The organism is Marinobacter shunpengi, assembly GCF_045449715.1.
GTDB lineage: Bacteria > Pseudomonadota > Gammaproteobacteria > Pseudomonadales > Oleiphilaceae > Marinobacter.
In genome coordinates, this window is sequence record NZ_JBJJLA010000015.1 from 383,346 (window position 1) to 398,575 (window position 15,230).

A 15,230-nucleotide genomic window follows, 5' to 3' on the forward strand; every position below is an offset into this window, starting at 1 on the left:
ACCTCCCAAGTGGGCCGTTACTGGCCGACCGACGCCACAATGGTAATCTGCTTGTTGTCCGGCACTTCCTGGTACGACAGTACGTGCAGGCGATCCACCCCGTAGCTGGCAAACTTCGCCAGCACCGGCCTCAGCGGCGCCGACACCAGCAGGATCGCGGGCTTGCCCATCATTTCCTGCCGCTGGGCGCTTTCCTGCAACGACCGCTGCAGCTTCTCCACCATGCCCGGTTCCAGCACCAGGCCGATGTCGTCACCACCGCCGGATTGTTGACTCTGTTGCTGACTCTTCAGCAATAACTGTTCCAGTTCCGGGTCCAGGGTGATCACCGGTATCTCTTTCTCGTTCCCGCAGATGCTTTGCACGATCATCCGACGCAGGGCCTGTCGGGCCGCCGTGGTCAGCACCTTCGGGTCCTGGCTCTTGGGATGGACGTTGACAATGGCCTCGGCAATGGAGCGCATATCGCGGATCGGCACTTCCTCCTGCAACAGGCTCTGCAGGACCTTCAGCAGGATGGAGATGGAGACGGTGGTGGGCACCAGCTCCTCGGACAGCTTGGGCGAGATCTTCTCCAGCTGGTCCAGCCACTTCTGCACTTCCTCATGGCCCAGCAACTCATGGGCATGGCTCTGCAGGATCTGGTTGAGGTGGGTGGCCACCACGGTGCTGGCGTCCACCACGGTATAACCGAGGGTCTGGGCGTTGTCCTTCTGGTCCGACTCGATCCAGATGGCATCCAGGCCGAAGGCCGGATCCTTGCCGGCGATCCCTTCCACCTTGCCGAACACCTGGCCGGGGTCGATGGCCAGCTCCCGCTCCGGATGGATCTCCGCCTCGGCGATGGTCACTCCCATCAGGGTGATGCGATAGACATTGGGCATCAGGTCCAGGTTGTCGCGGATATGCACCGACGGCATCAGGAAGCCGAGGTCCTGGGACAGCTTCTTGCGGACCCCCTTGATGCGGCTGAGCAACTGACCGCCCTGGGATTTGTCCACCAGCGGAATCAGCCGGTAGCCCACCTCCAGGCCAACAATATCCACCGTGGCCACATCGTCCCAGCCCAGCTCCCGGGTTTCCGGTGGCGCCGGCAAACCCTGGTCGGCTTGCTCGGCAGCACCACCCGCCCCACCAACCGGAGCCGGTCGGCCACCGCTGTCACGGGTCGTGGCCGGCCAGCCACCGCCCTCCTCTTCCACGGTCTGATGCCGCTGCTTCCATATCCAGTACGCGGCACCCGCCGCCAGCAGACCGAGTCCGAGAAAGGCCACGTGGGGCATGCCGGGAATCAGGCCCAGGATGATCAGGATGGTGGCGGCAATGGCCAGGGCCCTGGGGGCATCGAACATCTGCTGCAGGATCTGCCCGCCCATGTTCTGGCTGGTAGTGACCCGCGTCACCATGATGGCAGCGGAGCTGGACAGCAGCAGTGACGGAATCTGCGCCACCAGACCATCACCAATGGTCAGCAGGGCGTAGTTCTGGGTCGCGGTCTGGAACGCCAGGCCATGCTGGATCATGCCGATGCCAATCCCGCCGATCAGGTTGATAAAGAGGATCAGCAGACCGGCAACGGCATCGCCTTTCACGAATTTGCTGGCACCGTCCATGGAACCATAGAAATCCGCCTCCTGGGCGATCTCTTCCCGGCGGTGCTTGGCCTCTTCCTGGTTGATCAGGCCCGCGTTGAGGTCGGCGTCGATGGCCATCTGCTTGCCGGGCATGGCGTCCAGGGTAAAGCGGGCGCTCACCTCGGACACCCGGCCCGCGCCCTTGGTGACCACCAGGAAGTTGATGATCATGAGGATGGCGAATACCACCAGGCCAACCGCGTAGTTGCCGCCGATCAGCACCGCGCCAAAGGATTCGATCACCTTACCGGCGGCATCGCCACCCTCGTGGCCGTTGAGCAACACGATGCGGGTAGAGGCCACGTTCAGGGCCAGGCGCAGCAGGGTCGCCACCAGCAGTACCGTGGGAAAGGCGGCAAATTCCATGGGCCGCAGGGCATACACGCACACCAGCAGGATGGTAATGGAGAGCGCGATGTTGAAGGTGAACAACACGTCCAGCATGAACGCCGGCATGGGCAGGATCATCATGCCCAGCAGGGCCATGAGCATCACGGGAATACCCAGGTTCCCCCGTGTCAGGGATTTGACGTTATTCAGGACAAGGGCCCGGTCCATCTTGAGGGAACTCTCCACGGCTGAGGTTGTTCTGCTTTCGCCCGGGTCGGTTTTTTGACACCCGGGCCTGCTTAACAGGAGTAGCGGCAATATCCGTACCATTTCTTACAGAATGGTCAGATTCCCCCTGACTGGACTACCGGGATACGGTATCCTTGCGCAAATCCCACCCGACCAGATGACAGGTGAACCATGCCCATTCACGAAGTCAAACACCCGCTGATCCAGCACAAGCTCGGCATCATGCGCCGGGCCGATATCAGCACCAAGAATTTCCGGGAACTGGCACAGGAAGTGGCCTCCCTGCTGACCTACGAAGCCACCCAGGATTTCACCCTGAGCAAGGAAACTATCGAAGGCTGGGCGGGTCCCGTGGAAGTCGAGCAGATCGGCGGCAAGAAAGTGACCATCGTGCCGATCCTGCGTGCCGGTCTGGGCATGCTCGATGGCGTACTCAGCCTCATCCCCGTCGCCCGCGTCAGCGTGGTGGGCCAGATCCGCAACGAGGAAACCCTGGAGGCGTCCACTTACCTGGAAAAACTGGTGGGCGAGCTGGATCAGCGCATGGCCCTGATCGTGGACCCGATGCTGGCCACCGGCGGCTCGCTGATTTCCACCATCGACCTGCTGAAGAAGGCGGGCAGCACGGAAATTCGCGCGCTGGTACTGGTGGCGGCCCCGGAAGGTATCGAAAAAGTCCTGGAGGCACACCCGGACGTGTCCATCTACACGGCTTCCATCGACGAGCGGCTGAATGAGAAGGGGTATATCCTGCCCGGGCTCGGCGACGCCGGCGACAAGATCTTTGGCACCAAGCAAAAGGATGTCTGACATGCAGGATACGGATAACACCACCTCCCTGCGGGAGGACTACGCCGGCGAACCCGTCTGGCGCCAGGCACTTGCCGGCTCCCAGATGCTGCTGGTGGCATTTGGTGCCCTGGTGTTGATGCCGCTTCTCACCGGGCTGGATCCCAGCGTGGCGCTGTTCACCGCCGGCCTGGGCACGCTGATTTTCCATATCGTGACGGGGGGCAAGGTGCCGGTTTTCCTGGCGTCTTCCTTTGCCTTTATTGCCCCGATCATGGCGGCGAAGAACCAGTTCTCCATTCCGGAGATCCTAGGCGGGCTGGTGGCTGCCGGCATCCTCTATATCCTGCTCAGCGGTGCGGTGCGCCTGCGGGGCACCGGGTTTATCAATCGCCTGCTACCGCCGGTGGTGATCGGTCCGGTGATCATGGTGATCGGCCTGGGCCTGGCACCGGTGGCGGTGAACATGGCCACCGGCCACACCGGCGACGGTTCCGCCGAGCTGGTGCCCTACACCCCGGCCATCGTCATTGCGATGATTTCCCTGCTGGTCACCATTGTGGTGTCGGTCTGGGCGAAGGGTATCTTCCGGCTGATTCCGATCATGTTCGGCATTGTCGTGGGTTACCTGCTTTCCTTTATCGCCGGCAAGATCGGCATTACGCCGGTTATCGTGGATTTCACGCCGATCAGCGAGGCCGCCTGGTTCTCCATGCCAGCCTTCCAGGCCCCGTCCTTCAGCTGGGGCGCAATCCTGTTCATGATTCCGGTGGCCATCGCCCCGGCCATCGAGCACATCGGCGATGTGCTGGCCATCAGCAGTGTCACCGGCAAGAACTTCCTGAAGAAGCCGGGGCTGCACCGCACCCTGCTGGGCGACGGCCTTGCCACCAGCTCCGCCGCCTTCCTGGGCGGCCCGCCCAATACCACCTACTCCGAGGTAACCGGGGCGGTGATGCTGACCAGGAACTTCAACCCGAGAGTAATGCTGTGGGCGGCAGGCGTAGCCATTGTGCTGGCCTTTGTCGGCAAGTTCGGCGCGGCCCTGCAGACCATTCCGGTACCGGTGATGGGTGGCATCCTGTGCCTGCTATTCGGCTCCATTGCGGTGGTGGGCCTGAACAGCCTGATCCGCAACCAGGTGGACCTGTCCCAGGCCCGCAACCTGGTGATTGTGGGGGTTACCCTGGTGTTCGGTATTGGCGGCATGAAGATCTTCGGAATGGAGGGCATCGCCCTGTGTGGCATTGTGGCCATCCTGCTGAACCTGGTACTGCCGGGATCGGATTCAGCCTGGGGTGAACGGGCTCATCACGAGCACTGACCCTTTTCCGGGCTGCTAGCCTCCTCACAGACTGCACTGATCTCAGTAGACTGCCAGTGTGGGGGAGGCGGCAATCAGGGGGGAGGCTTTTTCCGCCGCATTGGAGGGGCGTCCTGCCACCCCAATGCTTCCGCGACATCCCTGTCGCTGCTCCAAAAGCCTCCCCCCTGATTACCGCCAGTGGCCTTTTCGATATCGCCTGTTCTATAACTCCCGAGAGATGGGAGGGGCGTTACGTCAATAACTCACGGAAATCAACGGAAAACGCCTGTTCCAGGTACTTTACGGTTTCAGGCTGGCCGTCCAGCGAAGCCCGAACCAGTTGTGACGTGAACAGTCCACTTTTTGGCTTCCACTGCGCCCGGTTTCTTGGGACAGTCCTGATCCAGTCAACAAGGGCTACATACTCCGAGTTATCGGGATCATTGGAATGCTCGGCAATGTTTGGGCACACCAGTTCCTTTTGCAGTAGCGGGATATTGTCGATCAATACCTTTCGAACCGACCTGGCACTTTGAGTAACTCGCCCGATCCCGACAAATCCGTGCCCTTTCAGATAGGCGGCAACAAAATCTCCCGCTTGCAAGCCCAGGATCGCATCCCGGAACCTTGGGCCCTGACCGGCGGAGATGAATCCGTGAGCAACGTAGTCGTCCCAGTTGCGGTGCGGTCCTTCGCCAACGTTGTAATAGTAGAGCCCGTTCTGGAAATCGAACCCCGAAAGATACTTGTGCAGGGAGTCGTGTGGGCGAAAGTTATCCGCGTAGTGGCCCGAGGAAATATTCGTCAACTGCCTGCCCAGCTTCCAGAGCAGAGTCTTCTCGACCAGCAGCGCGTCATGCTCCGACAGATTCCGGGCGATCACCCGGATAATCGGTTCCAGCCCTTCCCGTTTAATAGCTTTAATCCGCCTGGACTTCTCGCTATCCGAATCGTCGTTCAGGTGGGCATGCTTTCTGGAGCCTTTACCTTTCCCATAGTAAAACTCCTCGAAATTCCGGGGATCAATGTATACGTAGACATAGTAATCGTTCATGACACCTCAAGGGATGGCGCAGAGGGCGCCGGTGGGAATTCCTGAAGCAAAGCTGAAACACGAAAATCCGGGTGGGGCATAGGGTCAAATCGTAACCAGTCTGGAAAAATCAATTTCGATATACTTCCTGAAACGCTCATGGCAGTGCTCCGTGTACTCCCCCGTTTCCTTGTTCTTGCGCTTGCCATTGAACCATATAGAGCGCTTCCCCTGGTTCTTGCCAGTACGATTCTGGACTGACTCCTGGACAAACTCCTCCGACGTCATTATCCAGAAAGTCTCCATCCGCTCAGAATAAAAAACGAACCAGTAATTGTCTCGGACTTCGTGGGTCAGCGCCGCAAACAGGGCTGCATCGCCCATTTTGACATCCTTCGATCTCGCCTTGATCTGCACCTCTACGAAGGTGCCATCCGGTCGACGAATGACTGCATCAATACCGTTGTCATCAATCAGGGGCATGTATACATCGATGCCTTCCTTCAGCATCAATCCCGCCACCCAATATTCGATGCGCTTTCCAAATCCGGCTGAATGTCTGAATGCAATACTCATAGCATTTATCTTTTATATATAAGCCGTAGAGGCCATTCCGTTGGAGACCCATCGCGTCTGAAATATCATCTTAAGCTATGCAAGGAAGGCCCTACAGTACATTATCAATCAGGTTGCAATCGACCGACTATATATGGCGATCTGGGGCATAAGCTCGCAGTTGCTGGAGGGCTGATTTAGCACTGGCGACTAGCTCCTCTTCCGAGATATCATCTTCATCCCTCAGCTCGGGATCAGCGCAGTAAGCATCGACGTCAGTAAACAACTGATTCAGGGTTTCGAATTCTGGTTCTGGGAGTTCTCCGGTCTGCTGCTTAAAAAGCGTAAGGTACTGACTTTCGAATTCGTCCGCCTTTATCTGGCCAGACACGAACTCTTCGATCAGACGCTGGTACATTGCGATTTCGGGAGTATGGTTCACAGCTTTTGGTCCTCAAGAACATGTTTCAACTGTTTTTCATTTAATTTCCAGCCACTTAAAAACCCGCCCTCACGTTTCTCTATGACGGTTAAGCCTGTATTCGGGTTGGTGTGAAATATAACGTTATTGCCACGATAACTTCCTGGGAACTCAAGAGTTTCACGGTGGTTTACATGTCGTTGAATTGCTTCGTTGAAGCTTTGAGAATTGACTCTATTGTATGGCCCATGCACCCCAAAATCACCAGCATGTTTGAGGTACTTCTTCTGGAGTTGTTTTGGTGTCGCAAGCACTACTCGGCTGAACGCGGGGGCAGCTCTCCGTAGTCTGGAAAACGCTAACCCGGTTGGACCTGTTACCGCCGATATTGCGGTATCCTCAGCCACCATCCGATAACCTTCAGCCCGCATATCACTGATATCCTGAGCCTGAAGGTAGGCCTCGTCGAATGCGTTGGCAGTATCGTTGTCGATACCCGGTCGTTGGTTGCCATCGCCATCGTACACCTTGTCATACATTCCGCCGATCGTATCGCCACCAGCTCCCCTGGCTGTAACGGTATCAAGGCCTACGGTGTGGTACAGGCGGCCTCGGTCCAACATACTCTCGACCGGTTCAGGCTCATTCTCGGGAATCGTCGTTTGCAAGGGAGCATCGCGAGACTCCTGATCATTGCTGGAAATAACAGCAGGGCCCTTTGTCCGGGGCGTATCAGCGGGTGACCGGGTTTCCGGAACGCCGATATCAACAAACGGCGGCCCATCCGGCACCGGGATTCGATGGGACCGGTCCGGGTCTCGTTCCTCATAGACAAACAGTTCGCCGCGGGTGATCTTGTCGGTCAGGTCCATGACCAGTTCATGGAGACTTTTCGGGCGGGTCCAGGGTTTCTGGAATACCATCTGCCAGACATCGTGCAGCCGGTCATTGAACGGATCATCACCGATATGCCGGGTCAGGTCGAGAAGGCGTTCCCGGGCGAAGCCACGGTCGTGGGGAAAGGCCAGGTGGGGGCCGTCGAAAATGTTGTTTCCCCGGTAGTACCGAGTGAAGGCATAGATACGGCCCATGGGGGCCTTGACCAGAATGGGGTCCCGATGAAACATCCCTGTCGTCCTTGTGAGATTAGATCCTTTTACCGACGGACATCCTGAATCGCCAGTGTGGGTATAAAACCTTGTTCCCGGAGCTTAGTCAAGACCGGGACCTGATCCATTCTCCAACCGGAAACTCATAGGCAACACCTGAAGCCCCCACGACAAACGATTACACATCCCGCCGCATATCCCTGGGAATCGGGAAGTCGGGCATGGTCGGTTTGGTCGCATGCCCCTTGCGGAACTGCCTGAGCTGGAAGATGTAGGCCAGCACCTGGGCCACGGCCATGTACAGGCCGTCGGGAATCTCCTCCCCCACTTTGGTGTTGTGGTAGACCGCCCGGGTCAGCGGCGGTGTTCGCAGCAGCTCCACCTTGTGCTCCCGGGCGATTTCCATGATCTTGAAGGCCACCTCGTCGTTGCCCTTGGCGACCACCACCGGTGCGCCCATCCGCTTCTGGTCGTACTTCAGCGCCACCGCATAGTGGGTCGGGTTGGTAATGACCACATCGGCGGTGGGCACGTCCTGCATCATCCGCCGCTGGGCCATCTCCCGCTGTAGCTGACGGATCTTGCCCTTCACCTCGGGCTTGCCTTCCGTGTCCTTGTACTCGTCCTTCACCTCCTGCTTGGTCATCCGCAGTTTCTTCTGGTGGTCGTAGAGCTGGAACGGTACATCGATCACCGCAATGATGATGGTGGCGCAGGACAGGAAGAAAAAGCTCCAGGCCAGCGTCCAGACCACATGGGCCATGGCCGGCACCGCAGGTTCCTCGGAAATGCTCAGCAGGTCATCGGTCCGGAAATTCAGGATCAGGATCGCCACCACGAGAACCAGCCCCACCTTCAGCACCGCCTTCACCAGCTCAATCAGCGAACGCAGGGAGAACATCCGCTTCAGGCCCTTGATCGGGTCCATGCGATTAAGCTTGGGGGCAATGGCCTTGCCGCTGAACAGCAGCCCCCCGATACCGATGGGGCCGGCGATGGCAGCAACCAGAAGCAACAGCAATATCGGGCTGACGGCGACCGTCACTTTCCAGGCGGACGCGATCAGTTGCGTGCTCATGAACCGCGTGTCGAAGATCTCACTACGCTCCAGGGCAAACGCGCCACGCATGATGTCCTCGAGCGCCATGGCCAGGGTACTGCCGAAGACCAGCAGACCGCCGGCACCCGCCAGCAACACGGCCATGGTGGCCAGTTCCTTGGAACGGGCGGTCTGACCGTCCTCCCGGGCCTTTTCGAGGCGTCGGGGCGTCGGCTCTTCCGTTTTTTCCTGACTGTTGTCGTTCTCTTCAGCCATGACCTGTCGCTACTACGTCAGGGTTGCCCCTGGAGCTGTCGCATGAATTGGAATGTCTCGCGGGAGTACTGCTCGAAATGTGGCAGAAAATTGGCGTGCAGCACCCATATGGAGAACAATCCAAAAACCAGGCCAATCGGGAAACCCAGGGCGAAAATGTTCATCTGCGGCGCCGCCCGGGTCATGACACCGAAGGAAATGTTGACGATCAGCACCGCGGTTACCGCCGGCAATGCCAGTAACATGGCGGACACGAACATCCAGCTTATACGGTGAGCCAGTTGCCAGACGCCCTCCTGGCCCAATCCCTCCATGCCGATGGGAATGGTCCGGAAGCTTTCCAGGAACACCTCGATTGCCACCAGGTGCCCGTTCATGGCCAGGTACAGCAGGGTAATGGTGATGGTGTAGATCTGCGACAGGATGGTCACGTTAACCCCGTGGGAGGGGTCGTTCATGGAGGCGAAACCAAGCCCCATCTGCATGGCGATCATCTGCCCGGCAATCACAAACAGCTGAAACAGGGCCGTCAACGCGAAGCCCATCCCCACGCCGATGAGGATCTGCTGCAGGGTAATGATCACCGCCTCACCGCTGAGGGCCTCTACCTGTGGCACCGGCGGCAGCATGGGAACGATCAGGATGGTGGTCAGCAGTGCCAGCCCAAGCCGGATCCGGGCGGGTACCAGTTGCGTTCCGATGAACGGAATCACCATGAAAAAGCTGGCGATCCGGAACAGCGGCCAGAGGTGCTGCCCTACCCACTGGCTGATAAGGTCCGCGCTCAGATCGGCGGGGATCATGCCCGCCTCATCCGATCAGGTAGGGAATGCTGCCGATCAGCCCTTCGGCATGATCAATCAGCTGCGTCAGCATCCAGGGGCCGGCAAAGATAATCACCAGCAGCGTGACCAGCAGGCGCGGCAGGAAGCTCAGGGTCTGCTCGTTGATCTGGGTGGCCGCCTGGAAGGTGCTGACCACCAACCCGATCATCAGCCCGGGGACGATGATCATGCTGGCCAGGAGCACGATCATCCACAGTGCCTCGCGCATGATGTCGATCACGGTTTCCGGTGTCATGGCGATCCCCCTATATGCCGTAGCTGGCGGCCAGTGTACCCATGATCAGCGCCCAGCCGTCCACCAGCACGAACAGCATGATCTTGAACGGCAGCGAAATAATGATCGGCGACAGCATCATCATCCCCATGGCCATCAATACACTGGCCACCACCATGTCGATGATCAGGAAAGGTATGAACAGGATGAAGCCGATCTGGAACGCGGTCTTCAGTTCGCTGGTCACGAAGGCCGGCATCAGTACCCAGAAGGAGACATCCTCCGGGGTGTCGTACTGTTCGTCGGCGATACGCATGAACAGGCCCAGGTCGCTTTCGCGGGTCTGGGCCAGCATGAACTCCCGGAACGGCACGCTGGCGGCCTCCACCGCTTCCATGGAGGTCATTTCCTCCGCCAGGTAGGGCTGCAGGCCGACCTGGTTGGCTTCCTCGAACACCGGTTTCATGATGAAGATGCTCAGAAACAGGGCCAGCCCCAGCAGGATCTGGTTCGATGGTGTGGATTGCAGCCCCAGGGCCTGGCGCAGTATGGCGAACACCACGATGATGCGGGTAAAGGACGTCATCATCATCAGCATGGCCGGCAGGAAGGTGAGCGCGGTCATGAAGGCGAGGATCTGCAGGGTTACCGAGTATTCCTCGCCCTGCTCCCCCGGGGTAACCGTCACCGCCGGTATGCCGGGAATGCCGCTGCCACCGTCCTGGGCCAGTACATCCGGGGCCAGCAGCAACCCCGCCAGGATCAACCACCAGCGCATCAGTCCGCGCCTCCCTGCCGGTCGGTGCTGTCCGGCTTCCATTTACGACCGATGAGGCCCTGGAGTTTTTTCGCAAAATCACCGCCTACATCCTGTCCCGGCGCCACCACGGGCTCCTCGAACACATGCAGGGTGCGGATGGCAGTGGGCGTTATTCCGACCAGAATCTGGGTGCCGGCCACATCGATCAGGGCAATCCGTTCCCGGGCCCCCAGGGCCATCACCGAAATCACCTTCATGGCACCGGTGTTCATACCCGTGAGGCCGCTCATGCGGCGGACCAGCCAGGCACAGCCGAAGATCAGCCCCACCACCACCAGCAGGCCGATGCCCAGGGTGGCCAGGGAGGTCAGGGCATCCCCCTGCCCGGAACCGGACTGCTCCGGGGCTGCGGGTACAGCGGCATCCTGGGCCAGGGCCAGTACGGGCAACAGGGTGACGAGTGCCGCCGCGGGCACGGAAACGGGCCGGGCCATGGTCACTTCTGCAGGCGCTTGATGCGCTCGCCCGGGCTGATCACGTCGGTCAGGCGGATACCGAACTTCTCGTTCACCATCACCACTTCCCCGTGGGCGATCAGGGTGCCGTTCACCAGCACGTCCAGGGGTTCACCGGCGAGCCGGTCCAGCTCGATCACTGACCCCTGGTTGAGTTGTAGCAGGTTGCGGATGGGAATCTGGGTGTTACCCACCTCCATGGAAATGGTCACCGGTATGTCCAGGATCACGTCCAGGTCAGGTTCTGTACCGGCCACTCCGCCAGGTTCCGGCTGGTCGCCAAAATCCTCCATGGGAGCGGCCTTTACCTGCTTGCCTTTCGTTTCTTCAGCCTGTTCGGCCCCTTCGGCCTCGGCCATGGCCGCCGCCCACTCGTCTTCGTGGTCGCCGCCAGCGGGCTCAGGCTCGCCCTCACTGTCGCCGGATTCATCCATGGCTGCTTCCCACTCGGCAGCCAGCTTTTCATCCTCGCTGAGCTCGCGGTCGTCTTTGTTGTCTTCGTCAGCCATGTTTACCTACCTTCAGTTGTTTTTTCACCACCGGAAGCTTGGTGCGCTCCTTGATCCTGAGTGCCAGCTTGCCGTCCCGTGTGCCCATGGTGGCCTTGTAGATGGGAATACCATTGGCCGTCATCTCCAGGCTATCGGGCATCTCCACCGGGATCACGTCGCCGGCCTTGAACTTGGCCACTTCCCGCAGGGAAATGCGTCGTCGGCAGACCATCGCGTTCACCGGCACCAGGACATCCTGGATGTCTTCCTGCAGGGCGTTGACCCAGCGTTCGTCCACATCATCAATGTCACTCTGGACACCGGCGTCCAGTACTTCCCGGATGGGCTCGATCATGGAATAAGGCAGTGCCAGGTGCAGTTCCCCACCGCCACCGTCCAGTTCCACATGGAAGGTGCTGATCACCACCACCTCACTGGGGCTGACGATGTTCGCCATGGCCGGATTGACCTCGGAACTGAGGTACTCGAAGTCCACCTTGAGAACCGCCTGCCAGGCCTCCCGCATGTCTACGAAGACCTGATCCAGCACCATCTGCACGATGCGGGTTTCGGTGGGGGTAAATTCCCGCCCCTCGATCTTGGCGTGGCGCCCCTCTCCCCCGAAGAAATTGTCCACCAGCTTGAACACCAGCTTCGCGTCCATGATGAACAGGCCGGTGCCCCGCAATGGGCGCACCTTGACCAGGTTGAGACTGGTGGGCACATACAGGGTGTGGATGTACTCACCAAATTTCATGATCTGGATGCCGCCGGTGGAAACATCGGCGTTGCGACGCAGGAGATTGAACAGACTGATGCGGGTATAGCGTGCAAAACGCTCGTTGATCATCTCGAGGGTCGGCATCCGGCCACGGACGATCCGGTCCTGACTGGCCAGGTCGTACTGCTTGACGCCTTCTTCGTCGGTCTCGTCATAGGTATCGATATCGCCGTCGTCCACCCCGTGGAGCAGCGCATCGATTTCATCCTGTGAGAGTAGGTCCTGCATAGTTTCAGCCTCTGACTGCCTGCAGTTCAGCGGGACGGCACCATGGTCATGTGGTCGTTGCCTGCCCCTGAACGGATTTCACTGAATCACGAAGTTCCTTAACAGGACCCGGTCGACGGCGGGCTCCCCCTCCGCTTCCAGGGTCTCGTTGACCGCCACCAGCAACTGCTCCGGCAGGGCCGCTCGCCCTTCACTGGTCTGCAGTGCCATGAATTCCAGGCCCCCAAGCTCCGAAATCAGGGTGTTCCGCAACAGCGGCATGTGCTTCTCGGCGGCCTGTAACGCTGCCTCCTGGCTGGACTCCAGGGCCAGGTGCACCTGGATGTAGCGGGGCCGGCCCGGGTGCTGAACCGTGGCAACCAGCGGTTTGTCCATCACCAGGTAACCGGATGGCACGAAGGCCTCTTCCGCCACGCTGCCCCTTTCCTCCACGTCGGCGGTGTTGCTGTCGCCTTTGCCCAGGAACCAGAGGGTTCCGGCAATGGAGAGACCAATGGCCAGCCCCAGTACGATGACCAGGAGCAGCATCGTCTTCAACCGGCCTTTCTTCGGTGGTGCCGCCACCTCATTGTTCTGCGCCATTCAGAAATCCGTCAATATTTTGCCGATATTCGCCAGGGATTCACCTTAACAGGATAGAAGCAAAGGCCGAGCCAACCTGTCGTTGTGCCCCTGGATCGCGCCCCGGAATCACCTGACGGTGGATTCGCATCATCAAAAAGGCCAGCCCTGAGGCTGGCCTCCGATTGCTGACAAAAGTGTAACTGCTCGATCAAGCTCTGGCTAATCCACCCGTCAGGCGTATACGTCGAGCTCTCCCTTCCAGGACAGGTCCAGCTCCGTCATTTCGGTGGCATCGGTGTCGGCATCACCGGAGGCCAGCCCCTGCCCGGGTCCGCTGTTAGCGGACTCATCACCGTCGTCGTTCTGTTCCGAACGGTCACGGTCGGCGGAATCGGACACGTCAAATCCGTCCAGGCTCAGCCCCTGTTCATTCAGCATATCCCGAAGGCGATGGCCGTGGAGTTCCAGTTGCTCCCGTACCGCCGGCGTGGAGGTGTGAACGGTCACCGTGGCCTGGTCATTCTGTACCTGGACCCGGACCTCAAGGGGTCCCAGGTCCGGCGGCGTCACATGGATCTCCGCTACCGACATCTGGCTGGCGGTAAGCCAGGCCAGCTTGCCCATCACCTTCTCGCCCCACTCATCGGCCCCCACCGGCACATCGACACTGGTGCTGTAGTTTCGCATCAGGGCCTGGGCCTCCTGCCCCCGCAGGGTGGCGGGCTGGTTCAGTGACTGCGTCAGTTCCGGTGCGGTCAGTCGTGAGGCAACCTGGGCCGTCAACGTATCGGGGGACCTGGTGGCGCTGTCCGTCAGGGCCTGGACACCGCCGGCCTGGAGCCCGGCAAGAAGCTCACGCCCCTGCTTGCCGCCCTTGTCCTGACCTGCCTCGAGCATGGCGGCAAACAGGGCGCCGGCCTTCGGCAGGCCGCCCGGCTGCTGTCCGGTACCGGTCAATGACGCGATCATCTGGGCGGTGGTACGGGCCGACTTGCCCTGGGAGACACCGGCTCCCTCAACTGCCTGCCCCTGCATCATCAGGCCGGTCATGCCGGTTTCATCGCCATCCCGGAGGTATTGCAGCAGCCCGATACCTGCCGACTCGACGTCATCGACAACCTTGTCCGGTTTAGCCTCTGAGGCATTCGCATTGGCGGTGTCGGGGCCGTCCCCGTCGGAACGGGATTCCCTGCTGGTCCGGCTGTCCCGGTCAGACTCCGGGCGGCTGTCCCTTGCCGCCTGGGTGTTCTCTTCCGCTGACCGGTTGGCGCGCTCCTCCTTTGCGTTCTCTGCCTTTGCGGTGTCTGCCTTGGCAGCGTCCTGCTTCTGCCGCAGGTCTTCCTGGTCCCGCTTGCGCTGCGCAGAGCGCTCTTCGGCACGCCGTTGTTCCAGGCGTTTTTCCTGTTGCCGGACCACCTCGTCGTAACGACTGGGCCCGCTCTCGGGCCGACCCTGGACAGCCCCGTCCAGGGCCTTGTCGGCACCGGGGCGGTCGGTACCCGATTCAGGAGTGAGTAACTGGTTCAGAACCATTCCGGACATGGCAACCTCTTGCCGCTGATTCACTGGGGGCGCCCCAGAGGGGCTGGTTTATCAGCTATTGTGCAAAACCGGTGCCAGTCCGGCACACTAGACGAGGATCAGACGTGGAGGGATTCTTCCATGAGTTGACGAACCGTGACGAACTCGGCTTCCAGTTCCGGTAACAGTTGCCTGGCGTCATCCATGCGCCCTTCACGTCCGGCTTTTTCGGCGCTCAGGCAAAGGTCTCCAAGGCGGGAGGCGCCGATATTGATGCTGCTGCCCTTGAAACTGTGGGCGGTTTTGGCGAACGACGCCTGGTCGTCGCCTGACAGGGCCTGATGAAGCGCTTCAATACGTTCGCTGGAATCGTTGATGTAGGTCTGGATAAGGATGTCGAACTCATCCTCCATCACGTCCCGCAGTTCGGCCAGAGCCTCTTCATCAAGGTGTGGCTTATCGTTCATAACCAACCTCTTGGGAGCCAAAGGTACATCAGGCTCTTGATGTGTTTGCATACCTATAGTCTGGGCGTATCGACAAAATACAACCCGACACTGAGGAAACCTG

At 59.8% G+C, this 15,230-nt stretch carries 17 protein-coding genes; 2 read left to right on the forward strand and 15 right to left on the reverse strand.

Going from position 1 to position 15,230, the window contains the following annotated elements; all coding sequences use genetic code 11:
• Positions 1-17: 17 nt before the first annotated feature.
• Positions 18-2,192, reverse strand: a complete 2,175-nt coding sequence (flhA, locus tag ACJO3T_RS09760) for a flagellar biosynthesis protein FlhA (protein ID WP_406978386.1) — start codon at positions 2,190-2,192, stop codon at positions 18-20.
• A 192-nt stretch (positions 2,193-2,384) separates the two neighbouring features.
• On the opposite strand from flhA, the gene upp reads away from it, so the two are divergent.
• Positions 2,385-3,023: a uracil phosphoribosyltransferase gene (gene upp / locus ACJO3T_RS09765; RefSeq protein ID WP_328185039.1), complete on the forward strand. Its 639-nt coding sequence runs from the start codon at positions 2,385-2,387 to the stop codon at positions 3,021-3,023.
• 1 nt (position 3,024) lies between these two features.
• Entirely contained in the window at positions 3,025-4,326 is a 1,302-nt protein-coding gene (locus ACJO3T_RS09770; RefSeq protein WP_406978387.1) for a uracil-xanthine permease family protein, read from the forward strand.
• Between the two features lie 232 nt (positions 4,327-4,558).
• Here ACJO3T_RS09770 and ACJO3T_RS09775 read toward each other — a convergent pair whose 3' ends face one another.
• From ACJO3T_RS09775 to ACJO3T_RS09840, 14 genes are all read right to left on the reverse strand, one after another.
• Entirely contained in the window at positions 4,559-5,362 is an 804-nt protein-coding gene (locus ACJO3T_RS09775; protein WP_406978388.1) for a DUF8606 domain-containing protein, read from the reverse strand.
• 84 nt (positions 5,363-5,446) lie between these two features.
• Entirely contained in the window at positions 5,447-5,917 is a 471-nt protein-coding gene (locus tag ACJO3T_RS09780; protein ID WP_406978389.1) for a hypothetical protein, read from the reverse strand.
• 127 nt (positions 5,918-6,044) lie between these two features.
• A complete protein-coding gene (locus ACJO3T_RS09785; RefSeq protein WP_406978390.1) occupies positions 6,045-6,338 on the reverse strand; it encodes a colicin immunity domain-containing protein in 294 nt (97 codons plus the stop codon).
• The gene (locus ACJO3T_RS09790) at positions 6,335-7,444 is read right to left on the reverse strand and encodes a colicin D domain-containing protein (protein ID WP_406978391.1); all 1,110 of its coding nucleotides are present in this window, start codon (positions 7,442-7,444) and stop codon (positions 6,335-6,337) included. Before ACJO3T_RS09790 ends, ACJO3T_RS09785 begins: the two co-directional genes overlap by 4 nt.
• A gap of 160 nt (positions 7,445-7,604) precedes the next feature.
• Complete coding sequence (gene flhB / locus ACJO3T_RS09795; protein WP_406978392.1) at positions 7,605-8,741, reverse strand: flagellar biosynthesis protein FlhB; 1,137 nt, start codon at positions 8,739-8,741, stop codon at positions 7,605-7,607.
• Between the two features lie 17 nt (positions 8,742-8,758).
• Complete coding sequence (fliR, locus tag ACJO3T_RS09800) at positions 8,759-9,544, reverse strand: flagellar biosynthetic protein FliR (RefSeq protein WP_328185054.1); 786 nt, start codon at positions 9,542-9,544, stop codon at positions 8,759-8,761.
• A 7-nt stretch (positions 9,545-9,551) separates the two neighbouring features.
• Positions 9,552-9,821: a flagellar biosynthesis protein FliQ gene (gene fliQ / locus ACJO3T_RS09805; protein WP_406964342.1), complete on the reverse strand. Its 270-nt coding sequence runs from the start codon at positions 9,819-9,821 to the stop codon at positions 9,552-9,554.
• Between the two features lie 10 nt (positions 9,822-9,831).
• Complete coding sequence (fliP, locus tag ACJO3T_RS09810) at positions 9,832-10,578, reverse strand: flagellar type III secretion system pore protein FliP (protein WP_406964340.1); 747 nt, start codon at positions 10,576-10,578, stop codon at positions 9,832-9,834.
• Positions 10,578-11,054, reverse strand: coding sequence for a flagellar biosynthetic protein FliO (gene fliO, locus ACJO3T_RS09815; RefSeq protein ID WP_406964338.1), 477 nt, complete (start codon positions 11,052-11,054; stop codon positions 10,578-10,580). Before fliO ends, fliP begins: the two co-directional genes overlap by 1 nt.
• A gap of 2 nt (positions 11,055-11,056) precedes the next feature.
• Positions 11,057-11,584, reverse strand: a complete 528-nt coding sequence (fliN, locus tag ACJO3T_RS09820; RefSeq protein WP_406964337.1) for a flagellar motor switch protein FliN — start codon at positions 11,582-11,584, stop codon at positions 11,057-11,059.
• Positions 11,577-12,575, reverse strand: coding sequence for a flagellar motor switch protein FliM (gene fliM, locus ACJO3T_RS09825; protein WP_406978393.1), 999 nt, complete (start codon positions 12,573-12,575; stop codon positions 11,577-11,579). The genes fliN and fliM overlap by 8 nt, the downstream gene beginning before the upstream one ends.
• A 78-nt stretch (positions 12,576-12,653) precedes the next feature.
• The gene (locus tag ACJO3T_RS09830) at positions 12,654-13,157 is read right to left on the reverse strand and encodes a flagellar basal body-associated FliL family protein (protein ID WP_406978394.1); all 504 of its coding nucleotides are present in this window, start codon (positions 13,155-13,157) and stop codon (positions 12,654-12,656) included.
• Positions 13,158-13,370: 213 nt separating this feature from the next.
• Positions 13,371-14,681, reverse strand: a complete 1,311-nt coding sequence (locus ACJO3T_RS09835; protein WP_406978395.1) for a flagellar hook-length control protein FliK — start codon at positions 14,679-14,681, stop codon at positions 13,371-13,373.
• Positions 14,682-14,779: 98 nt separating this feature from the next.
• A complete protein-coding gene (locus ACJO3T_RS09840; protein WP_406964331.1) occupies positions 14,780-15,127 on the reverse strand; it encodes an Hpt domain-containing protein in 348 nt (115 codons plus the stop codon).
• Positions 15,128-15,230 lie beyond the last annotated feature (103 nt).